Genomic DNA, 22,226 nt, shown 5'->3' on the forward strand with positions numbered 1-22,226 from the left:
GCTCGTGGTCGGCGAACGCCACGAGCGAGAGCAACCCCTTCGCCGGCAAGGCCAACAGCGGCGCCACCTGGACCAACGACATCAGCCACGGTGACCTGGTCCGCAACAACCCCGACCAGACCAAGACGGTCGACCCCTGCAACCTGCAGCTGCTCTACCAGGGCCGCAGCCCCAGCTCCGGCGGCGACTACGGCCTGCTGCCCTACCGCCCCGGCCTGCTGACCCTGCAGCGCTGACGGCATGACACGGTTCCCACCCGCAGGTTCCTGACCATCGCGGCACGGCGCACACCGAACCAGGTGAGCGCCACCACGGACGCGATGATCAGGACCGGGAGGACCTGAACGGCGGGCTCGGTACCAGACCGAGCCCGCCCCGGACCGCCGGTTCGCCGAGGACCTGTGGGGCATCGCGCCCACCCGGCGCGCTGTGGGTGCGCAGGCCGCGGCGCGACCGGCCGAGACGGATGGCGTCGCAGTCGTGGCGGTCGTCCGCCCGAGGCCCGCTCATGCCGGGTAGGCGTGGGTCTCCGTGGCCTTGACCGAGGCCCAGATCCGCTGACCCGGGCTCAGCTCAAGGTCGGCCAGGGCGGCGGGGGTGATGTCGGCGAAGGCGGTGATCGGGCCGTCGAGGTGCACGCGGACGTTGTCGCCGTGCCGCTCGATGCCGCCGATCGTGGCCTGCCACAGGTTGCGGGGGCTGCCGTCGGGGCGGGTGCGGTAGAGGGCCACGGCGGCGGGCGAGAAGGCCACGAACGCGGGCCCGTCGAGCTGTTCGGAGGTGTGCAGCGGCAGTTCGCCGACCTCGACCCGGGTGCCGTCGCCGATCCCGCGGTAGAGGTTGAGCCCGACGAGGCGGGCGACGTACCCGGTGCGCGGGCGGCGGGCGACCTCGGCGGGGGCGCCCTGCTGGACGACGACGCCGGACTCGATGACGACCAGCCGGTCGGCCAGCACCATCGCATCGAGCGGGTCGTGGGTGACCAGCACGGTGGCGCCGTCGAAGTCGGCCAGGTGGCGGCGCAGCTGGGAGCGGATCTCCAGCCGGGTGTGCGCGTCCAGCGCGGCCAGCGGCTCGTCCAGCAGCATCAGCCGGGGCCGTACGGCCAGCGCCCGGGCGAGGGCGACGCGCTGTGCCTGCCCGCCCGACAGCCGGCGGGGCTTGTCCGTCGCCCGGTCGGCCAGTCCGACACGCTCCAGCAGTGCCGCGGCGACGCGGCGCGCCTCGGCCTTGGACACCCCCTGGCAGCGCGGCCCGAAGGCGACGTTGTCAAGGGCGGACAAGTGGGGGAACAACAGGTAGTCCTGGAAGACCATGCCGATCGGGCGCTGTTCGGGGGCCAGGTGGTGCAGCGGCCGGCCGTCCAGGCTGATGTGCCCGCCGGACATCGGGATCAGCCCGGCCAGGGCGCGCAGCGCGGTGGTCTTGCCCGCGCCGTTGGGCCCGAGCAGCGCGACGACCTCTCCTGGTGCGACGTCGAGCGTGATGTCCAGGGTGAAGGCGGGTCGGTGGACGACCAGGGTCGCCCGCAGGCCGTCGGCGGTCATGGGCTGTTCACCCACCGATCGCGCAGGCTGGCCAGGACGACCACCGAGACGGCCAGCAGGACCAGGCTGAGCACGATGGCCGCGTCCGGATCGGTTTCCAGCGCCAGATAGACCGCCAGCGGCATCGTACGGGTGGTGCCGGGGAAGTTGCCGGCGAAGGTGATGGTGGCGCCGAACTCGCCGAGCGCCCGCGCCCAGCACAGCACCGCTCCGGCCACGACTCCGGGCATGATGAGCGGCAGGGTGACCCGGCGGAAGACGGTCCAGCGCGAGGCGCCCAGCGTGGCGGCGGCCTCCTCGAACCGCCGGTCCGCGGCGCGCAGCGCCCCCTCGACGCTGATCACCAGGAACGGCATGGCCACGAACGCCTCGGCGACGATCACTCCGAGGGTCGTGAAGGGCAGCGTGATCCCGAAGGCGGACTCCAGCCACTGCCCGACCAGTCCCCGCCGCCCCAGCACCAGCAGCAGCGCCACACCGCCCACCACCGGCGGCAGGACCAGCGGCACGGTCACCAGAGCCCGCACCACACGGCGGCCCGGGAACTCGACCCGGGCCAGCAGCCAGGCCAGCGGCACCCCGCACAGCACGCAGACGACTGTGGCGGCGGTGGCGCACACCAGCGACAGCCGCAACGCCTCCAGCACCTGCGGCTCGGCCAGCCGCTGAGGCAGCGTGGACCAGGGCGCCCGGATCAGCAGCCCGGCAAGCGGCAGCACCAGGAAGGCCAGCCCCGCCACGGCCGGGAGCACCAGCATCCACGGCGGGCGGCCGGATCGGAGGGCGGCCGAGTGGCCGGCTGCGCCGCTACGCGTGTCCGGGCGGCCGGGTGGGCCCGGGCGGCCGGGTGGGTCTGAGCGGCCGGAGCGCCGCGCCTGCGAAGAGGTCATGCGGGTCAGGGGGCCTCGAAGCCGGCCTTGGTCAGCACGTCCTTGCCCTGCTGCGACAGCACGAGATCGACGAACTGCTTGGCGAGATCACCGGCGGGAGCCTTCGACAGAGTCGCGATCGGATAGTCGTTGATCGCCTTGTCCGCCTCGGGGAAGGCGATGCCCTGCACCTTGCCCGCCGCGGCGATCACGTCGGTCGTGTAGACCAGCGCGGCGTCCACCTCGCCCAGCTCGACCTTGGTCAGCGTGGCCTTGACGTCCTGCTCCAATGTGACCGGCGTGACCTTCAGCCCGGCCGCGTCCAGCGCCTTGACGGCCGCCGCCCCGCACGGCACCTGCTCGGCGCACAACGCCACCTTCACCCTGGGGTCGGTCAGGTCCTTCAGTTCGGCCACCTTGGCCGGGTTGTCCTTCGGCACGGCGATCTCCAGCTTGTTACGCGCGAAGGTGGTCGGCCCGCTCGCCAGCGACGCATCCGTGACGGTCTTCATCGTGGCCGGACTGGCCGCGGCGAACACGTCGGCCGGAGCTCCCTGGACGATCTGCTGGGCCAGCGTCGCGCTGGAACCGAAGTTGAACTTCACCGTCACCCCCGGGCGGGCGGCCTCAAAGGTCTTGCCGAGCTCCGTGAACGTCTCGGTCAGCGACGCGGCCGCGAACACGTTCACTTCCTTCGCCCCGGCGGCCGCCGAAGTCGAAGACGTGGCCGGTTCCCCCGAGCCGCAACCGGACAGCCCGGCGAGCACCAGCGCGACGGGCACGGCGATCGCCCGTCGGGAAAGGCGCCTGAACACCAAGGCGGCTCCTCAGGAGGTAGTGACCACGCGCTCGTGGCCGGGAATCTCGACGACGACGTTGGTGGATTTGATCACGGCGACCGCCACCACCCCTGCCTCCAGGCCCAGCTCGTCGGCGGCCTGCCGGCTCATCAACGACACCACCCGGAACGGCCCGGCGGCGATTTCGACCTGCGCCATCACCGCGTCCCTGACGACCTCGGTGACGATCCCGCGGAAGCGGTTGCGCGCCGAGGACCGCCGGCCGTCGCCGGTCGTCTCGACCTGTGACCGGGCGAAGGCGGCCAGGTCGGCCCCACTGATCTGCCGGTGGCCGTGCTCGTCCCGCACCGCGGCCAGCCGGCCCGCGTCCACCCACCGGCGGACGGTGTCGGAGCTCACCCCGAGCAATGCGGCGGCCTCGCTGATCCGAAACGTCGTCACAGACCTCACTCTATCCCTCGCATGATCCAGGCTGAACACCCCTCTGCCATCGCAGCAGCGGCCTCATATAGGTGTCTCCGGTGGCATCTACGAGAGAGGAGAGCACGCCCGCACATTCACGGGACCGGCGCCCGGGGCCGCGCCGTGGTCCGACCCCGAGCCGGGGGATAGCATCCTGCTGTGTCTGTCGCCATCCGCCTCGCCCCCGGGCGTCGGCCGCGCGGTTGCCGGGCCCCGGCGCGGCGTGTGCTCGGCCGCAGAGTGCGCTATGTGCTTGGCGCCGAGGCCGGTCAGGTGAACGGGATGCGATGGTCCGGCACCCCCTGTGCCGTACGAGGTATCTGAGCGAGCTCGCTCTCCTCGACTCCGTCGTTCCGGCCCAGGATGCGGAACGACGAGGCTCACTCGAGGCTCCCTACCAGCCACCTGGAGCCGGGCGAAGCCGTGCCCGGAGCGTACGTGCATGATCTGCGATTTCCAGCGCGTCATCGGCGTGGAGGCTCATCGGCTGTGAGGCCGCCGGGCATCGGGTGGAGACCGGGCGATGGAGAGCCCCACGCATTCGCCGGCGCTGTCGACGCCGGCACCGACCCCGGACCGGACGGGCTGATCCTGGCGAGCCCGTCGGGCCGGGGCGACAAGGACATGGAGACCGCCGCACGGCACTTCGAGCAGGACGCCGGCGCGGCCAGGGCAGGGGAAGCGAAAAGTGAACGGAAACCTGCGGCTTCTGGCCGACACACTGGCCCGGGCGAAGCGAGAGAACAGGGCCGCGCTCATCACGTACATGACGGCCGGCTTTCCGACCGTCGACGACGGCATCGCCGCCACCCAGGCGATGCTGAACAGCGGAGCCGACATCGTCGAGATCGGCCTGCCGCACAGCGACCCGGTGCTCGACGGCCCGGTGATCCAGGCCGCCGACGACATCGCCCTGCGCGCGGGCGTCCGGATCGCCGACGTCATCCGCACCGTGCGAGAGGCATACCAGGCCACCGGCAAGCCGATCCTGGTCATGTCCTACTGGAACCCGATCGACAGGTACGGCCCCGAGCGCTTCGGCAGCGAGCTGGCCGAGGCGGGCGGCGCAGGATGCATCCTTCCCGACCTGCCCGTGGAGGAGTCCGCGCTGTGGCGCGAGACCGCGGCCAGGCATGGCCTCGCCACCGTCTTCGTGGCCGCGCCGAGCACCACCGACGAGCGGCTGCGGGAACTCACCACGGCGGGAACGGGGTTCGTCTACGCCGCGTCGCTGATGGGAGTCACGGGCACGCGGGACGCCGCCGGCACGTCCGCCGACGCGCTGGTGCGGCGCATCAGGGCGACCACCGACCTCCCCGTCTGCGTCGGAATCGGGATTTCCGACGCTGCGCAGGCTGCCCGGACGGCTCGCTTCGCCGACGGGGTGATCGTCGCCTCCGTACTGGTCAAGGCCGTCCTCGACGCACCCGATGCCGCAGCGGGGACCGCGATCGTGGCTGAGCTCACGGCCGAACTCAGCCGTGCGACCCGTCGGCACGCGCAACCTTCGTGGTGACCCAGCGGACGCGGCGCCTCGGGCGGCCGGGCCGCGTCGACGGAGATGCCGACGTCCGCGCGGTGCAGGGCGAGCGCGTCGTTGACGCCGTCGCCGGGGTAGGCGACGTCCAGGCCACCGATTCGCCGGATGCTCACGATCCTGGTGGATTGCCGTTCAGCGCTTGTGCGGGGGTACCGGCCCGTCCCCGGTGCGTCCGCCGCCGGCCGCCGTTCCCGCCGGAGCGCACCATGTCGCACGCCAGCACCGAGAGCGCGGCGGCGCCTAGTGCCATCGCCCAGCCGGCGGGCGGCACAGGCACCAGCGCGAGCGGCGCGCCCAGCGCCGGGATCACCGTCACGAGGATCTGCAGCGCCGCGGTGGCGGTCACCGCGACGAGGACAGGACGGCTCCGCCACCAGCCGCGCTCGAAGGTCCGGCGGCGGGCCCGGACGACGTAGGCGAGGGTCAGCCGGGCGAAGACCAGTGCGAGCACGGCCTGGCTGCGGACCTGTTCCTCGCTCCAGCCGAGGCGGCGGGCGACCTCGACGGCCGCGAAGACGAGCGCGCCGACGGCCACCGCGCGCAGCGCGATCCGGGTCAGGACCGGCCAGGAGAGCAGGCCGCCGGTGGGGCGCAGTGCCAGCGGGTCGCCGGCGGGCCGGTCGACGCCGAGCGCGATGGCGGGGATGCCGTCCAGCACCAGGTTGATCCACAGCAACTGCACGGGAAGCAGCGGCACGACCAGATCCGGCCAGGCGATCAGGCCGGCCAGGACGATCAGGATCTCCGCGAGGTTGCCGGTGAGCAGATATCCGACCATCGAGGCCACGTTGTGGCGCAGGCGGCGTCCTTCGCGTACCCCAACGACGATGGTGCCGAGGTCGCCGTTGGTGACGACGACGGAGGCGGCCTCCCGGGCCACGTCCGTTCCCTCCTCTCCGGCCATGGCCACCCCCACGTCGGCGTTGCGCAGTGCCGGGGCGTCGTTCACACCGTCGCCGGTCATCGCCACGACCTGGCCGTCCTCGCGCAGGGCGCGCACCAGGTCGAGCTTGGTGCCGGGGTCGACGCGGGCCAGCACGGCCGCCTCGCGCAGCCGGGCGAAGCGTTTCGGACGATCGCCGTCCGCACCTTCGAGGGTCTGGAGCGCGGCGCCCGTCACCACGGGGTCGGCGTCGATGCCCACCTCCCCGGCGATGGCGCGGGCGGTGTCGGCATGGTCGCCGGTCACCATCACCACGCGGATGCCGGCGGCGCGGCAGTCCGCCACCGCCCGCGCCGCCGAGGGGCGGATCTCGTCGCTGAGCGCGACCAGGCCCAGCGGACGCAGCCCTGTGGCGTCCAGATCGTCGGTGCGCAGGCCGGCGAGCGTGAGCACCCGCAGGCCCCGGTGCGCCAGACCGGGCACCGCTCGCGCCAGCCGCTCGGGCTCCGGGCCGGGAACGCACCGGCTGAGCACCACCTCCGGAGCGCCCTTGACCGTCAGCAGAGGCCCCTCCCCGGCCGCCGCGGTGATCACGGCCATCGACCTCGTCTCGGCGTCGAACGGCCGGACGGCCAGGCGTTCCTCGCCGGGCGGCAGCCTCACCCCGTGCCGCTCGGCGGCCACGGCGAGGGCGACGTCGACCGCGTCCCCCAGGTTGTCGCGGGCGTCGTTGCAGCGCAGCGCGGCACGCCACAGGTCGCTTTCGGACACCGCCACCTGGTCGGCCACGGTCAGATGCCCGGTGGTCAGCGTGCCCGTCTTGTCCGTGGCGATGACGGTGGTCGCGCCCAGCGCCTCGATGGCCGCCAGCCGCCGGACGATCACACCGAGCGCCGCCATGCGCTGTGCGCCGAGCGCCAGTGCCGTGGTCACGGCGGCGGCCAGGCTTTCCGGCACGGCGGCGATGGCCAGCGCCACCCCGGCCAGGATGATGTCGAGGAGCGCGGCCTCGCCCCGCTGGACCCGGGTGAGTCCGATGAGGATCACCACGACGCCCGCCACGACGGCGACCAGGCCGATCCGCCGCGACACCTGCGCGAGCTCCACCGCCAGCGGGCCCTTGACGCCGCCGCCCAGCGCGGAGGCGATGCGCCCCATCTCGGTGCGGGCACCGGTGCGGGTCACCTCGGCCACTCCCGAACCCCGCACGACGAGCGTCCCGGCGAACAACTCGTCGCGGCGGTCGGCGAGCGTGCCGCCTGCTCCGTCCGCTCGCGAGGCCCGTTTGTCGGACGACAGCGACTCCCCGGTGAGCATGGACTCGTTCACGGCCAGGGCGTTCGCCTGCGACAGCCGCGCGTCCGCGGGGACGCGGTCTCCGGCCGCGACCTGCACGACATCGCCCGGGACGACCTCGGCGGCGGGCACCCTCCGTACGACGCCGTCGCGGACGACCTTGGCCATGGGCGCGGTGAGGGTGCGCAACGCCCGCACGGCGTGGTCGGCCTTCGCCTCCTGGCTCACCCCGATGACCACGTTGACCAGGAGAATGGTCAAGATCGCCGCGCCCTCGGGAATCTCGCCGAGGACGAGCAGGGTGACCAGTCCGGCGATCAGCAGCAGGATCGACATCGGGTCGGCGAGCTGGCGAGCGGCACGGGCGGGCAGGCGTGGCGGCCTCGGCTGCGGGAACTCGTTCGGCCCGTACTCGGCCAGCCGCTCCGATGCCGCCTGCGCGCTCAGTCCGGTCGGCTCATGCACGCTGATCTCCATGCCTCCAAGCAGATCACTCGGGCGTATGGGAAGGCCGCAGGCCAAAGCCATCTCGCCGGAGGACCTTGGGCCCACGCGTCCGCGTCAGGCCGGCCGGGACGGCGGGCACGATGTCCTTCAGCCACAGCAGGGTGAACAGCGTCGCCACGATGACGAGGAGCCACGCCTCGACGACGGCGGCAGCGCGGTCCGGTGGAGCAGCGACACCCAGGACAAGAACCTGCAGCTGATCAACGCCCAGACACTTGGCTGGAATTGGTACACGCCGGTAAGGTCCGATTCTGTGGACCGTTTGAGGACCAATTCGAGGCTGGCCGAGGACGTGCTCATCGAACTGGACCGTGACGCCGGGGTGTCACTGCACCGGCAGATCGAGGCGTCCATCCGCGCGAGCATCCGGGCCGGTCGGTTGCGAGCGGGTGCGTCGCTGCCACCCAGCCGCACCCTCGCGGCCGGGCTCGGGGTTTCCCGCGGGGTGGTCGTGGAGGCCTATCAGCAGCTCGTGGCCGAGGGCTACCTTGCCAGCCGATCGGGCGGATACACCCAGGTCGCCGCGTCGATGCCGCCGACCGCCGCCGGCGCGGGCTCCGCGGCTTCGATGGCGCGGCCGGCCGCGAGCAGTGCCGGTCTCAGGGCCGGTTTCGGGGCAGATTCCAGGGCCGACTCCAGGGCCGGCTTCAGGGTTGACTTCGGATACGGGCGCACCGACGTGTCGCAGTTCCCGCGGGCCGCCTGGCTGCGTTCGGTTCGTACCGTGCTCACCACCGCGCCCAACGACCGGTTCGCCTACCTCGACGGGCGCGGCGTGCTGGAACTGCGCCAGGCCCTGTGCGACTACCTCAACCGGGTACGCGGCACGCAGGCCGTCCCCGGCGACGTGGTCGTCTGCAACGGCTACGGACAGGGCATCTCGCTGCTGATCCAGGTGCTCGCGCGGCGCGGCGCCAGGCGGATCGCCCTGGAGGACCCCTCGTCCGACGACGATGCCCGGGTGCTGGCCGGGGCCGCGGGACTGGAGGTGGTCGGCATCCCGGTGGGTCCGGACGGCGTTCAGGTCGACGCCCTGGACGCGGCCGACGCCGACGCGCTGGTCCTCACGCCGTCGCACCAGTGGCCAACCGGCGGGGTGCTGTCGGCGGCGGCCAGGGCCGAGGTGATCCGCTGGGCCAGACGCCGCGGCGCGATCGTGGTCGAGGACGACTACGACGCGGAGTACCGCTACGACCGCTCTCCGGTGGGCGCCATGCAGGGCCTGGCGCCCGATCACGTCGTCTACTGCGGCACGGCCAGCAAGACGCTCGCGCCGGGGTTGCGGCTGGGCTGGATGGTGGTGCCTCCCCATCTGGTCGCCGACGTCGCCGCGGCGAAGCTGCTCGCCGACCGCGGTTCGTCGGTCATCGACCAGCTGACGTTCGCCGACTTTCTCGGCCGCGGCGAGTTCGACCGTCACCTGCGCCGGATGCGTCCGGTGTACCGGCGCCGCCGTGACGCGCTGCTGGACGCGCTGCGCACCCATGTGCCGGACCTGCGACCGGCCGGGATCGCCGCCGGGCAGCACGTGGTCGCCTGGCTCCCGCCCGGCCTCGACGAGGCGGCGGTGGTGGCGGCAGCGGCCCGGCATGGGCTCGGCATTCAGGGCGTCGGGCGGTTCCGGATCGCCGGCGCCGGGCCCGGTGGCCTGATCTTCGGCTACGCCATCCTCAGCGAGAGCGCCATCGCCGAGGGAGTCGCGCTGCTGGCGACGGCCATCCGGGAGATACGGGGATCCTGACGCGGCCCGTCACAGTGCCGGACGACTGTTCTGGGCCGGACGGATGTTCTGGTTCAGGTGGAACACGTTCGCCGGGTCGTAGGCGGTCTTCACCGCGGTCAGCCGGGCCAGCTTCGCGGCCGAGTACGCCCGCCGCACGCCGCGCTGCCCATCGGCCAGTTCGTCGGCCGTCAGCGAGTTGACGTAGATGCCGCTGGCGTACGGCTCAAGCGATGCGCCGGCGGCGCGGGCGGCACTCATCCTGGCGTCGTCGTCGGCCGGGTCGGTCCAGCGGGCGCCGGCGCCGAACTCGAACATCGTGCCCCGGTGGCTGAACGCCGCGTCCGCTTCCGGGACATCGGCGATCGCGCCGCCGTGCGCCTGCAGGCCGACACCCGGCAGGTCCTGGCTCGCGCTCAGGTCGGGGCAGCCGCGCAGCAAGAAGGCCTCGATCGCCGCGGTGGGAAAGCTCCGCAGGTAGTGCCCCTTGGAATAGCGGCGGTACGCGTGGCCGCCGGTGGAGTCCTCGCGTTGCTGAAGTTCGAGGTAGGACGGTGTGGTGACGCGGGAGGCGACGGGACGCCCGAGTGCCCGCATCGCGGGCAGCAGCAGGCGGCCCTCGGCCGGGTCGCCGACCCACACGAACCCCAGCGTGGAGATCGGGCCGGCGGGAGTGCTGCCGACACCGGCGGCGAACGTCGCCTGCCGGGGCGCGACGGCGTTCAGGTCGCGCCAGCCCTCGATGACCGGGACGGCGTCCTCGGCGCGGAAGTCGAACTCGGCGACCAGCGTCCGCGTGCCGGTCTGATGCAACTGGAACTCGAACTCGGTCACGATGCCGAAGTTGCCACCACCGCCGCGCAGGCCCCAGAACAGGTCGGGGTTGTCGGTACGGCTCGCGGTCACCACATCGCCCTCGGCGGTGACCACCGTGTAGGAGACGACGTTGTCGCAGGCCAGGCCATGCTGGCGAGCCAGCCAGCCCATGCCGCCGCCGAGCGTGAGACCGCCGACGCCGGTGTGTGAGACGTTGCCGGCGGTGGTGGCCATGCCGTACGCCTGGGACGCGCGGTCCAGCGCGCCGAGCAGCGCGCCGCCCTGCACCCGGGCCCGGCGACGGGCCGGGTCGACCCGCACGCCGCCCATGGGCGTCAGGTCGATCATGAGACCACCGTCGGGCACGGCGAAGCCGGCGGCGTTGTGACCACCGCAGCGCACGCCGATCTCGAGGTCCAGTTCGCGGGCCATCCGCACGGCGGCGACCACGTCGGCGACGCTCGCCGCGCGGACGATCATTCGTGGACGCCGGTCGATCATGGCGTTCCAGACGGTACGGGCGGTGTCGTAGCCGGCGTCGCCAGGCGTGAGCACCTGGCCGTCGAAGCGGGTCGCTGTCGTTGTCATGCCACTCAGCCTGGCAGGAATCGGTACCCTCGATAAGGTCCGATTACGTAAGCCAGTCGAGGACCAATTCAGGACGACACGAATTCACGGCCACGCCGTATGCGGGAACCGGGCGCCGACGGGGCCCAAGCACCGCACTCTGCGCTCCACCCTGCGCTCCACCCTGCGCTCCACACTGCGGGAGCCGGCCCCGGCAGCCGGACGGCGTGATCCCGCGCGACGACCTGCTCGCTTCGGTGGCCGGGCCGGGGTGGCCGTCCCGGCAGCTTGATGCGCCCGCTCAGTTGTCGAAGGCCCTTACCGCGGCGGCGATCGGATCGAGCCCCGCAGCCAGTTCGTCGAGCTCGTCCGCAGTGAGCACGTCGTAGGCCGGCGCGGCCAGCTCGTCGGTGAGGGCCTCGATCCGCTCCTTGGTCGTGCGGCCGACGTCGGTGAACCCGCCGGCGGCGTCCACGAGGCCGCGGCCGCGCAGCCCGTCGACCACGGCGGTCAGCCGTGCCTTGGGCAGGTGGTGGATCCGGCCGAACTCCTCCGCTTTCATTCCGAGGGACAGAGCGAGCAGGACGTGGGCCTCGGTGCCGCCGATGCCGTGGGCGAGAAGGGCGGCGTTGTGGCCGTCCCCGCGGTGCTCGCGCAGCAGCGTCGCCGCGTGCCAGAGTCTGGCCACCGGCTCTTCGGGCACCCCCAGTGCCCGGAGCCCGGCGTACAGGGGTCGGCCCTGGGTCGGCGCGCTGACCGCTGCCCGGGTGGCGAGGTCGGCGGCCCGCACCAGACCGGGCGAGTCGGCGAGCTCTCCGATCATCTGCCGCAGGGCGGCGGCGCTGCCCCGTTCGCGCACGGCGATCGCCTCCTGCGGGGTGATCTTCCCCCACACCCACGGGATGTGGCGTGCCACCTCGCCGTCGGCGAAGTTGTAGAAGACCGCGTGCACCACCTCGGCCGGTGCCAGGCCCAGCGGGGCGGCCCGGCCCGCGAAGTATCCGTCCCAGTAGTTACGCATGCCCAGGGCCAGGAACGCCTCGTTCGGCACCTCCGAGAAGGTGACGGTGGCGATCGGCTCGACGAGCTCGAACATGCGGTGAACCTTGGCCTGGGGGTGCTGCTGCATCGGTCGGATCTCCTGTGGTCATGACAGCTGGTCGTGTCAGCTGGTCGTGTCAGCTGGTCGTGTCAGCGCCCTCGTGGGCGGCCTCTCACCCTGGCTACGAACGACGCGGCCCGGATCCGACAACTCGGCTCGATAATTTTCCGGTCGATTCTGCCGGGCAGCGTCATCGTGGCCACCGCCGCCACGCTGGTGGACGCGACGTACGGCGCGATGGGCGTGATCGGGGAGGAGAACACGCTCGTCCAGTTCGTGCCGGTGGGGCTGAGCGAGGAGGAGATCGCCAGGATCGAGCACTGGCCGCACGGGCTGGGCCTGCTCGGCCTGCTGATCAAGGAGCCGCAGACGCTGCGGCTGGCCGACATCTCCCGGCATCCCGAGTCCTACGGCTTCCCGCCCGGCCACCCGCCGATGGGCAGTTTCCTGGGGGTGCCGGTCCGGGTCCGGGAGGAGGTGTTGGGCAACCTCTATCTCACCGAGAAACGCGGCGGCGGGAACTTCGACGAGGACGACGAGGCGATCGTGGTGGCCCTGGCCACCGCCGCGGGCGTGGCGATCGAGAACGCCCGTCTGTATGAGGAGAGCCGGCGCCGGGAGACCTGGTTGCGGGCGTCCTCGGACATCACCACCCGGCTGCTGTCGGGCGGCGAGCCGCAGGAGGTCCTCACGCTCATCGCCCGGCGCGCCCGCGAGATGGCCGACGCCGACGCCGTGGCCATCCTGCTGCCGAACCGCGACCGCGACATGCTGCGTGTCGCGCTGCAGGACGTCGAACCGGTCCAGGACGGGCCGGGTGTCCGGCTGGTGAACGACGAGGTCGCGGTCGAGGGCTCGCTCGCCGGGCGGGCGTTCCTGAGCGGCGAGCCGCTGGCGTTGGACGATCTCGACGACAGCCGGGCGCATCTGATCTGGGCCGGCGACCCTCCGGTGGGCCCGGTGGCGGCGGTGCCGCTGGGCGCGGCCGGGGCCGTACGCGGGGTGCTGGCCCTGGTGAAACGTTCAGGACGGATGCCGTTCAGCCAGTCGGAGCTACGCACGCTGCACGCCTTCGCCGGACAGGCCGCCGTCGCACTGGAACTGGCCGAAACCCGCCGCGACGCCGAGCGGCTCGGCCTGCTGGAAGACCGCGACCGCATCGCCAAGGACCTGCACGACGTGGTCATCCAGCGGCTGTTCGCCGTCGCCATGACCCTGATGAGCGCCGTACGCCTGGTCGAACGCCCGGAGGCCTCCTCCCGCCTGCAAAGCGCCATCGACGAACTGGACACCACCATCCGGCAGATCCGCTCGACCATCTTCGCCCTGCAGACCCCCCGCGAGGACGCCGCACCCAGCCTGCGCGCCCAGGTCGTCGACCTGGTCGAGGGCGCCCGCGGGCACCTGGGCTTTACGCCGCCGCCTCCCGCCGGCCGCGGTTCTTCAGTGGAGCCGGTGCGACGACGTCGGCCGCGGTGACGGCGGCATCGCCCGGCACGTCTGCTTGATGTCACTGCTGGTGTCCGGCCTTGAGGCGGGCCCTGCGGGGGACCGTGCGGACTCCGGGTGCGGGATGTCGTCGACGGCGTCCGCGCGGAACTCGCTCGGTGATACGTGCTCGCTCAGTGATACGCGCTCGATCGGTGGCGGCGACATCGCTGAGCGCGCCCCTCAGCTTTTGTGATCGTACGGCCCGATTCCGGCACACGCAATCCTTTGCTCTGCGCTCTTGCTGCGGCCATGGTCCTATTACTTTCCCGCCTTGGGAAATCGTGTGCAGATGAAAAGTCATCTGGCGGAAAGTATTGACGGCCAGACAAGTTCAACGTACGTTTCCGGCTCGGAAAACCTTTGCGCACAGTTGCCCAACCCGGGTTGTGTGCGCTGCGTCGCCGTGACCGCCGCACAGGCACCGATCTGGGGAATCCCATGTCCAGCGAGTCTTCCGCCCCTCCGCGACCGCCGCGGTCGAGGACCGAGGTCATGACCACCCTGCCGTCGGTACCCGTGGACGTGGCCCCGGCGGCCGGCGTCGAGCCACCCTCGGCACCGGCCGGCGACCCCCTCGATCCGCTCGGCACCAATCACCCCCCCACCACTCCTCAGGAGAGACGCAGTGAAGACGACCAGACTCAGAGCCGGGCAGGCCGCTGCCCTGCTCACCTCGCTCGCGCTCACCGCAGCCGGCGGGACCCTCGCCGCCGCTCCCGCCGACGCCGCCGCGAGTGCCTCGACCACCCTGGTGGTCAACGCGAACCAGCCCTTCCGTCCGGTGACACATGTGGCCAGCGGCTCGCTGTACGGCCTGGCGGACGCGTCGACGCCGGCGGACAACCTCGTCCAGGCCATCAAGCCGAACACCTTCGTCCAGAAGCCGCAGGGCGGGCAGCAGCAGCCGACGGGTGACATCCTGACCGTGGCGCCCAAGGCCGCCAGGGCCGGCGCGAAGGTCGTGAACCGGCTGTCCGACCTCTACGCGGGCTGGCCGTACCAGTTCAACTGGAGCAACTGGCTCAGCCTGGTCGACCAGCAGATCGCCCAGACCAAGGCGTCAGGCATCTCCAACCTGGCCGCCTATGAGCTGTGGAACGAGTCGGACAACACCTGGAAGTCGTCCAACGGCACGTACGAGGACTTCTGGACCAGGACCTACCGCGAGGTGCGGGCCAAGGACCCCACGACCCCGATCCAGGGGCCGAGCTTCTCGGACAACATCAGCGACATGGACAACTTCCTGAGGAACGCGGTCGCGACCAACACCGTCCCGGACATCATCGCCTGGCACGAGCTGATCAGGTCTTCGAAGATCGCCGGTGACATCACGACGGTCGTCAACCTCGAGAAGAAGTACGGCATCAGCCCGCGTCCGATCGCCATCGAGGAGTACGCCGCCCCGTCCGAGGTCGGCATCCCCGGCGCCCTGGTCGGTTACATCGCCAAGTTCGAGCGGCTGGGCGTCCACGACGCCGAGCTGGCGTTCTGGAACCAGTCCGGCACACTCGGCGACCTGCTCACCGGCCGGGGCGGCTCGCCCAACGGCGCCTACTGGCTCTACAAGTGGTACGCCGACATGAGCGGCAACATGGTGACGACCACCCCGCCCGCGCAGACCGGCATCGACGGAGCCGCGGCGATGAACAGCGCGGGCAACCAGCTCAGCGTCATCCTCGGAGGCGGCTCCGGCGACAGCGCCGTGGCGATCAACGGGCTCGGCTCCTTCGGCGGGACCGTCCACGTGAAGGTCGAGTACACCCCCTCCCCCGGGCGTACGGTGGCCGTCTCCGGGCCGAGCACGCTGGGTGAGTCCAACTACACCGTGAACAACGGCTCAGTCACCGTGCCCATCCCGGCGATGAACGCCACCTACGGATACCACGTGGTCGTCACTCCGGGCAGCGGCAACCCCGGGACCTCGCTGGCCGGGTCCTACCAGATCAAGAACGTGAACAGCGGCCTCGCTCTGGACACGCAGAACTCCGGCACCGCCCAGGGCACCCTGGTCGACCAGGCCACTCCCTCGTCCAGCACCACCCAGACCTGGACCCTCGTCGACAGCGGCTCCGGTCTCTACAAGATCGTCAACAAGGCCGGTGGGCTGGTCCTGGGCATCACCAACATGAGCACCGGCAACGGCGGGACCGCCCTGATCTGGGGCGACAGCGGCACCGCCGACCATCTGTGGTCGTTCGTCCCGGACGGGAACGGCCACTACAAGATCCGCAACTACAACAGCGGTCTGCTGCTCGGCGTCAACGGCATGAGCAAGTCCTCCGGCGCCCAGGTCCTCCAATGGGAGGACAACGGCACCGCCGATCACCTCTGGACTCTCACGGCCCGCTAGAGCCTGTACGGAGCCGGGATCACGCTGGAGCGCGCTCAGCTCCGCCGGAGCCGTCGACGCTGCTAGATCACCTCGTCGTGGCGCGTGACGACCCACCGGTGACGAGCGGTCCGGGATCGAGCCCCACCTGCCCCCTTGGCGAGCGGGGCCCGATTCCGGACCTGCGCGAAGGTCCGCACCGGGAGAGCCGGCGGCACCCAGGCCGGCTGGGGCGCCTGACCCCGGCACCGCCGGTCTGGCGCAGCTACGGCGACCGGGTCGTGGGCGCCCTGGCGGCGGCCCGGCTTCCAGCTCGGCTTCCGGCTCGGCCTCAGCCGCGGCGCACGCCGGGTGTGCTCTCCCGCAGGACGACCTCGCCACGGACGAGCCGCCGGCGGGGAGTGTCCGCCGGTTCCCGCAGGACCATCTCCAGCGCGGCTTCACCGATCTCGACCAGAGGCAGACGTACCGTCGTGAGGGCGGGGGTGACGTCGCGCAGGGTGGTGATGTCGTCGAATCCGGCGACCGCCACCGTGCGTTCGAGCCCGCGTGACCGCAGCGCGGCAAGGGCGCCGACCGCCATGACGTCGTTGACCGCGAACACGCACTCGACCTCGCCGCGGCGCGCGAGCAGTTCGAGCATGGCGTCATGCCCGCCGTCGCGGTCGAACTCCCCGTACATGATCGCCTCAGGCGGCACGACGACGTCCGAGGCCGCCAGGCCCTCGGCGAATCCGGTGAGCCGGTCGGCGGCCGTGAGCAGGCCACGCGGGCCGGCGAGCACGCCGAACGAGCGATAACCGAGGCCCACGAGGCGGGTGCCCAGGTCGCGGGCGCCCGCGCGGTTGGCGACGACCACGGTGTCGACGGGCAGCCGCCGCTGACCGATCAGCGCGACCCGCCCGCCCGAACGTTCGAAGGCGTCGAGTTCGGCGCCGAGCCGGTCGAGCGCGTCGCGGTCGTCCGTACGCGACCCGGCGATGACGATCGCCGCCGCGCGCAGGCCGCGCAGCGCGGCGGCGTACTCGACCTCCTTGTCCGGCCGTCTCCCGGTGCCGGCGATGCTGACCATCAGGCCGTTGGCCTCGGCCGCCCGCATCGCCCCGGCGGCTATGGAGGAGAAGTACGGGTCCTCGATGTCCTGCACGACGAGCCCGACCAGGTTGGTACGGCCCCGCGCGACGGCCTGCGCCTGCGCGTTGGCCGCGTAGTTGAGCGCCCGCGCCGCCCGCTCGACCCGCTCGCGGATCTCCGGGCGGACGGTACGCGCGCTGCCGTTGATGGCGCGCGACGCGGTGGCGAGCGACACCCCGGCCTGTCTCGCCACGTCTTCCAGAGTCACCGCGCAGCGCTTCGCACCCATGGTCCTCATCTTGGCCTGCCCACGGTCGTGATTCGAACGGCGAACCCCGGTTGACGCCTCCGCGGCCCCGGCCGTACGGTCCACAGTAGCGGAAAGCGCTTTCCACGCTTATGGAAAGCGCTTTCCAAGCAGGCCTTCACCGATGAGGAGGACGAATGGAGACCCTCGGTGTCGTCATGAACGGGGTGACCGGGCGCATGGGCTACCGCCAGCATCTGGTCAGGTCGATTCTTGCGATCAACGAGCAGGGCGGGGTCGAGCTGTCGGGCGGCCGGCGAGTGCGGCTGCGGCCGGTGCTCGTGGGGCGGAGCGCGGCCAAGCTGGAGGCCATCGCGGCCCGGCACGGGATCCCTGACTGGACCACCGACCTCGGTGCGGCCCTCGCCGACGACCGCACCACGGTGTACTTCGACGCGCAGACCACGAACGCCAGGGTCGCGGCCGTCACCCGGGCGATCGAGGCGGGCAAGCACGTCTACGTCGAGAAGCCGACGGCGGAAACCCTTGCCGACGCGCTCGCCCTGGCGAGGGCGGCGCGGGAGGCGGGGGTGAAGAACGGCGTCGTCGCTGACAAGTTGTTCCTGCCGGGACTGCTGAAGCTCCGGAGGCTGATCGACGGCGGCTTCTTCGGCCGGATCCTGTCGGTGCGCGGAGAATTCGGCTATTGGGTGTTCGAGGGCGACTGGCAGGCGGCCCAGCGGCCCTCCTGGAACTACCGGGCCGAGGACGGAGGCGGCATCGCGCTCGACATGTTCCCGCACTGGGCGTACGTGCTGGAGAACCTGTTCGGTGGCATCGAGGCGGTGACCGCCAGGGCGGTGACGCACATCGAGGAACGAGTGGACGAGCACGGCCGGCCCTACAAGGTGACCGCCGACGACGCCGCCTACGCGATCTTCGAGCTGGCCGGCGGGGTGATCGCCCAGATCAACTCCTCCTGGGCGGTGCGGGTGAACCGCGACGAGCTGGTGGAGTTCCAGGTGGACGGCACTCACGGCAGCGCCGTGGCCGGTCTGCGCCGGTGCCGCGTGCAGCACCGGTCGGCGACGCCGATGCCGGTGTGGAACCCCGACCTGCCCGTGACCGAGCCGTTCCGCGACCAGTGGCAGGAGGTCCCGGACAACGCGGAGTTCGGCAACGGCTTCAAGACGCAGTGGGAGATGTTCGTGCGCCATGTCGTGGATGACGCGCCCTTCCCCTATGACCTCGCCTCCGGCGCCCGCGGGGTGCAGCTCGCGGAGCTGGGCCTGCGCTCCTCGGCTGAGGGCGTCCGCGTCGAGGTGCCCCCGATCACCAGCGGAGTCGGGGCATGACCGCCGTTACGCTGCCCGGACCGGACCGCCGGCTGGAGACCTACCGGATGCGCGAGCCGGTCGCCTGGACGCGACCGCCTGCCCGGCCGGTGAGCCGGGTCGCCTACGCCGCCGCGCACGTGGTGGCGGACCCGCTCGCCGACCACTCCCCCGGCTCCCACACCGCCCTCGACTGGGACGCGACCTTGCGCTTCCGCCGCCATCTGTGGTCCTACGGGCTGCGGGTGGCCGACGCGATGGACACCGCTCAGCGCAACATGGGCCTTGACTGGACGGCGACGGCCGAGCTGATCCGGCGCAGCGCCGCCGAGGCCCGGGATTTCGGCGACCCGGCCGACCTGCTGGCCTGTGGCGCCGGCACCGACCACCTGCCCCAAGCGGCCACCCTGGAGGAGGTCGTGGCCGGCTACCTGGAACAGATCGAGACCGTGCAGAACGCGGGCGCCCGGGTCGTCGTCATGGCCAGCAGGCACCTCGCCCGACTCGCCCGCGGTTCCGAGGACTACCACAAGGTCTATGCGACCCTGCTCGACCACGCCGACCGGCCGGTGATCCTCCACTGGCTCGGCGAGTTGTTCGACCCCGCCCTCGCCGGATACTGGGGATCGCACGACCTCCAGGTCGCCACCGAGGCGTTCCTCGCGCTCGTCCACGACAACACCGCCCGCGTGGACGGGGTGAAGGTGTCACTGCTCGACGCCGAACACGAGGTGCGCCTGCGCGAACGGCTCCCGGACGGAGTTCGGCTCTACACCGGCGACGACTTCAACTACCCGGAGCTGATCGCGGGCGGCAGCCACGCGCTGCTCGGGATCTTCGATGCGATCGCCCCCGCCGCGGCGGCCGCCCTGCTGGCGCTCGACGCCGGAGACCGCGAGCGGTTCGCGTCCACCCTCGCCCCGACCTTGCCACTCGCCCGAAAGATCTTCGAAACCCCGACATATCACTACAAAACCGGCGTTGTCCTACTGGCCTGGCTCGCCGGGCACCAGGACGCGTTCGTCATGGTGAACGGCGCGCACGGCGCCCGGTCGATCCTCCACCTGGCCGAGGTGTTCCGCCTCGCCGACCAGGCCGGGCTCCTGCCCGACCCCGACCTGGCCGCCGCACGCATGCGCGCCCTGCTCGTCACCGCCGGGGTGACCGCATGACCCTCGCCCGCCTCTCCCTCAACCAGTGGACCACCCGGCGCTGGTCGCTGCGCGAAGCCGTCGACGGATGCGTCCGGCACGGTGTCGCCGCGATCGGGCTGTGGCGGGAGCACGTGGCCGAGCACGGTCTGGCCGCGGCCGCGAAACTGGTCACGGACGCGGGACTGCGCGTCTCCTCCCTGTGCCGGGGCGGCTTCCTGACCGGCCCGGGGCTCGGGCTCAAGGACAACCGTGCGGCGATCGACGAGGCCGCCGCCCTGAACGCGGCCTGCCTGGTGCTGGTCGTGGGCGGTCTGCCCGGCGTCGCCCCCGGAGGCGCCCCGGGTCCGGGCTTCAGCCGCGACCTGCCCGGGGCGCGGGCCCGGGTCGCCGAGGCGCTCGCCCTGCTCGCGCCGTACGCCGCCGAGCGGGGGGTGCGACTGGCCCTGGAGCCGCTGCACCCTGTTTACTGCGCCGACCGCGCCGTGCTGTCCACCCTCGGCCAGGCGCTCGACCTCGCCGAGCACTTCCCGGCCGAGCAGGTAGGCGTGGTGGTCGACACCTTTCACGTCTGGTGGGACCCCGAGGTGCTGACGCAGATCGCGCGGGCCGCCGGCCGGATCGCGAGCTATCAGGTGAGCGACTTCCTGGTGCCGCTGCCCGCCGACCCACTGCTCGGCCGCGGCATGATGGGCGACGGTGTCATCGATTTCGGGCCGCTCACCGCCGCTGTCGACGCCGCCGACTACCACGGCGACATCGAGGTGGAAATCTTCAACGCCGACGTCTGGGCCGCCGACCCCGACGAGGTGCTCGCCACGATGAAGCGCCGTTTCGCCGCCGCGGCCCGCTGACGAGCAGGATTGCCTCGCCGCCACCGCCGTGCGCGACCAACGGCTCGGCCTCGCGGCGTAACTCCGATAGCAGTGCCTCTGGTTCGGGGCGAACGCCAGCCGCCGGTCGCGCCGGCGAGCGGCGCGGCCGGCGCGATCGCCCCGAACCAGACACGGTCCACGGGTCTGTACTGCACCGTCAACCTGTCGGCACGATCTTCCACTGCTGGTTGGCGCTGTTGCTGTCCCCGTACTGACCCACCGCGGAGCCGTCGGTCGTGCGGCCCATGCCGTCCAGGTAGAGGCCGGTGGCCCGGTTCTTGATCCGCACGTTGTTGGCGTCGGTCAGGACCGACCACTGCTGGTTGGCGCTGTTGCTGTCCCCGTACTGACCCGCCGCGGAGCCGTTGGACGTGCGGCCCATGCCGTCCAGGTAGAGGCCGGTCGCGCGGTTCTTGATCCGCACGTAGGTGCCGACGTTCTCGATGCTCCATTCCTGGTTGGCGCTGTCGGTGTCGCCTCGCTGGGCGGCATCGGACCCATTGGCGCCGCTGCCCATGCCGTCGACGTAACGGCCGGTGCTCGCATTGCGAATCTGCACGTAGGTGCCGCCTCCGCTGCCGATCCCCCAGGCGTACTGCAGCCGGGTCAGGCCCGAAGGGTTCACGAGCGACAGCCTGATGCTCGCGCCGCTTCCGCTCCTGCTGGTCAGGCTGTACCAGTCGCCGTCCCGGAGACCGGGCCAGTACACGCTCCCCATGCCGAGGCTGCGGAGCTTGCTGCTGACCCCCCGGATGTAGTCGGCGAAGTACGACCCGCTCGGGATGCTGTAGTCGATGGTGTTCCACTGGATGTCGTACTTGCTGCCGGGGCTCATCGGGCCACCCCATTCGGTGGCGATGGTGCGGTCGGCGTACCCACCGATGTAGCTGGCGATGTGGTTCGCCCACGTGGTCTCGTCGTCGTAGGGCGAGCCGACGAACATCGTGTAGTCGTGCACCGCGAGCAGCGTGCCGTTGAGGCGGGTGTCGCCGCCGACCGCGGCGACATTGGTGGCGAGGCCGGCACCGTCGAGGATCACCTTGCCGCGGGGCACGCCGGGGTACCTGGTCAACCACGAGTTGTACATGGTGTTCAGGTCGGGCGCGCCGTAGCCGTACGGCTCATTGATCACCTCGAAGTAGGCGTTGGAGTTGCCGCCGTACTTCGCGACGACCTTGTCCCACATCTGGTAGAACCCGGTCATATTCGACGGCTTGCCGCCGCTGGAGGCCCAGTACGCGAAGATCACGTTGCCCTTGCTGAGCGCAGTGTCGATCGCCCCGGTGTACGTTTCCCAGTAACTCGACACGGTCGGCTCGTTGATCGGCAGGCGAACGGTGTTGGCCCCCGTGATCGAATACAGCTGGCCGACCACCCGGTCCGCCACCGTGGCCGCCGAGGAGTAGGTGTCGGACGAACCGAGCCCGGACACGTAGAGCACGCCGTTGACGAAGTTGTCCCTCGCGTCCGCCCAGTTGACGCCTCTCAACTGACCGGTGGACGCGTGGGCCGCGGGCGAGGTGACAGTCACCATGCTTCCGACGAGCGCTAACACCGCCAACAGCCGGAACGCGATCAGCGCGCCCCATGCTCCCGCGGCATGACGAGAAGATCTC

19 protein-coding genes are annotated in these 22,226 nt (G+C 71.6%); 9 read left to right on the forward strand and 10 right to left on the reverse strand.

The window, feature by feature from the left end; translation table 11 throughout:
* Positions 1 to 236: non-reducing end alpha-L-arabinofuranosidase family hydrolase (locus FLX07_RS33540; RefSeq protein WP_280116561.1), on the forward strand; the 236-nt coding region annotated here is incomplete at its 5' end.
* A 270-nt stretch (positions 237 to 506) separates the two neighbouring features.
* Here the strand turns inward: FLX07_RS33540 and FLX07_RS33545 are convergent.
* The 4 genes from FLX07_RS33545 to FLX07_RS33560 form a co-directional block, all read right to left on the reverse strand.
* Positions 507 to 1,547, reverse strand: a complete 1,041-nt coding sequence (locus FLX07_RS33545; protein WP_142575714.1) for an ABC transporter ATP-binding protein — start codon at positions 1,545 to 1,547, stop codon at positions 507 to 509.
* Positions 1,544 to 2,305 (reverse strand): ABC transporter permease, encoded by a 762-nt coding sequence (locus FLX07_RS33550; RefSeq protein ID WP_223854323.1) that lies wholly within the window; start codon positions 2,303 to 2,305, stop codon positions 1,544 to 1,546. The genes FLX07_RS33545 and FLX07_RS33550 overlap by 4 nt, the downstream gene beginning before the upstream one ends.
* Before the next feature lie 137 nt (positions 2,306 to 2,442).
* Entirely contained in the window at positions 2,443 to 3,234 is a 792-nt protein-coding gene (gene modA, locus FLX07_RS33555; protein ID WP_142575716.1) for a molybdate ABC transporter substrate-binding protein, read from the reverse strand.
* Positions 3,235 to 3,243: 9 nt separating this feature from the next.
* A complete protein-coding gene (locus FLX07_RS33560) occupies positions 3,244 to 3,657 on the reverse strand; it encodes a TOBE domain-containing protein (RefSeq protein WP_142575717.1) in 414 nt (137 codons plus the stop codon).
* A gap of 180 nt (positions 3,658 to 3,837) precedes the next feature.
* Between FLX07_RS33560 and trpM the strand changes: the two genes are divergently transcribed.
* A complete protein-coding gene (gene trpM / locus FLX07_RS38960) occupies positions 3,838 to 4,002 on the forward strand; it encodes a tryptophan biosynthesis modulator TrpM (RefSeq protein WP_373292610.1) in 165 nt (54 codons plus the stop codon).
* 364 nt (positions 4,003 to 4,366) lie between these two features.
* The gene (gene trpA, locus FLX07_RS33565; RefSeq protein ID WP_142575718.1) at positions 4,367 to 5,194 is read left to right on the forward strand and encodes a tryptophan synthase subunit alpha; all 828 of its coding nucleotides are present in this window, start codon (positions 4,367 to 4,369) and stop codon (positions 5,192 to 5,194) included.
* Positions 5,195 to 5,327: 133 nt separating this feature from the next.
* Here the strand turns inward: trpA and FLX07_RS33570 are convergent, their stop codons facing one another.
* Together FLX07_RS33570 and FLX07_RS38610 are read right to left on the reverse strand one after the other, a co-directional pair.
* The gene (locus tag FLX07_RS33570; protein WP_229689897.1) at positions 5,328 to 7,862 is read right to left on the reverse strand and encodes a cation-translocating P-type ATPase; all 2,535 of its coding nucleotides are present in this window, start codon (positions 7,860 to 7,862) and stop codon (positions 5,328 to 5,330) included.
* A 25-nt stretch (positions 7,863 to 7,887) separates the two neighbouring features.
* The gene (locus FLX07_RS38610; protein ID WP_263407715.1) at positions 7,888 to 8,022 is read right to left on the reverse strand and encodes a hypothetical protein; all 135 of its coding nucleotides are present in this window, start codon (positions 8,020 to 8,022) and stop codon (positions 7,888 to 7,890) included.
* 135 nt (positions 8,023 to 8,157) lie between these two features.
* Between FLX07_RS38610 and pdxR the strand changes: the two genes are divergently transcribed.
* Entirely contained in the window at positions 8,158 to 9,645 is a 1,488-nt protein-coding gene (gene pdxR / locus FLX07_RS33575) for a MocR-like pyridoxine biosynthesis transcription factor PdxR (protein ID WP_142575720.1), read from the forward strand.
* A gap of 9 nt (positions 9,646 to 9,654) precedes the next feature.
* Here pdxR and FLX07_RS33580 read toward each other — a convergent pair whose 3' ends face one another.
* Together FLX07_RS33580 and FLX07_RS33585 are read right to left on the reverse strand one after the other, a co-directional pair.
* A complete protein-coding gene (locus FLX07_RS33580; protein ID WP_142575721.1) occupies positions 9,655 to 11,028 on the reverse strand; it encodes an FAD-binding oxidoreductase in 1,374 nt (457 codons plus the stop codon).
* 280 nt (positions 11,029 to 11,308) lie between these two features.
* Entirely contained in the window at positions 11,309 to 12,136 is an 828-nt protein-coding gene (locus tag FLX07_RS33585; protein WP_208762528.1) for an SCO6745 family protein, read from the reverse strand.
* A 168-nt stretch (positions 12,137 to 12,304) separates the two neighbouring features.
* Between FLX07_RS33585 and FLX07_RS33590 the strand changes: the two genes are divergently transcribed.
* A complete protein-coding gene (locus FLX07_RS33590; RefSeq protein ID WP_229689898.1) occupies positions 12,305 to 13,588 on the forward strand; it encodes a sensor histidine kinase in 1,284 nt (427 codons plus the stop codon).
* A 637-nt stretch (positions 13,589 to 14,225) separates the two neighbouring features.
* Positions 14,226 to 15,950 carry an RICIN domain-containing protein gene (locus FLX07_RS33595; protein ID WP_142575722.1) on the forward strand — a complete coding sequence of 575 codons (1,725 nt, stop codon included), beginning with the start codon at positions 14,226 to 14,228 and terminating at the stop codon, positions 15,948 to 15,950.
* Positions 15,951 to 16,260: 310 nt separating this feature from the next.
* On the opposite strand, the gene FLX07_RS33600 is transcribed toward FLX07_RS33595, so the two are convergent.
* A complete protein-coding gene (locus tag FLX07_RS33600) occupies positions 16,261 to 17,292 on the reverse strand; it encodes a LacI family DNA-binding transcriptional regulator (RefSeq protein ID WP_142575723.1) in 1,032 nt (343 codons plus the stop codon).
* Between the two features lie 155 nt (positions 17,293 to 17,447).
* Between FLX07_RS33600 and FLX07_RS33605 the strand changes: the two genes are divergently transcribed.
* The 3 genes from FLX07_RS33605 to FLX07_RS33615 are packed head-to-tail and all read left to right on the forward strand — an operon-like array spanning position 17,448 to position 20,589.
* The gene (locus FLX07_RS33605) at positions 17,448 to 18,605 is read left to right on the forward strand and encodes a Gfo/Idh/MocA family protein (RefSeq protein ID WP_142575724.1); all 1,158 of its coding nucleotides are present in this window, start codon (positions 17,448 to 17,450) and stop codon (positions 18,603 to 18,605) included.
* Complete coding sequence (locus FLX07_RS33610; RefSeq protein ID WP_142575725.1) at positions 18,602 to 19,756, forward strand: dihydrodipicolinate synthase family protein; 1,155 nt, start codon at positions 18,602 to 18,604, stop codon at positions 19,754 to 19,756. The genes FLX07_RS33605 and FLX07_RS33610 overlap by 4 nt, the downstream gene beginning before the upstream one ends.
* Entirely contained in the window at positions 19,753 to 20,589 is an 837-nt protein-coding gene (locus FLX07_RS33615) for a sugar phosphate isomerase/epimerase family protein (RefSeq protein ID WP_142575726.1), read from the forward strand. Before FLX07_RS33610 ends, FLX07_RS33615 begins: the two co-directional genes overlap by 4 nt.
* 178 nt (positions 20,590 to 20,767) lie before the next feature.
* Here the strand turns inward: FLX07_RS33615 and FLX07_RS33620 are convergent, their stop codons facing one another.
* Complete coding sequence (locus FLX07_RS33620) at positions 20,768 to 22,144, reverse strand: RICIN domain-containing protein (protein ID WP_208762529.1); 1,377 nt, start codon at positions 22,142 to 22,144, stop codon at positions 20,768 to 20,770.
* Between the last annotated feature and the right edge of the window lie 82 nt (positions 22,145 to 22,226).

The organism is Microbispora bryophytorum, from assembly GCF_006874465.1.
GTDB classification, from domain to species: domain Bacteria; phylum Actinomycetota; class Actinomycetes; order Streptosporangiales; family Streptosporangiaceae; genus Microbispora; species Microbispora bryophytorum.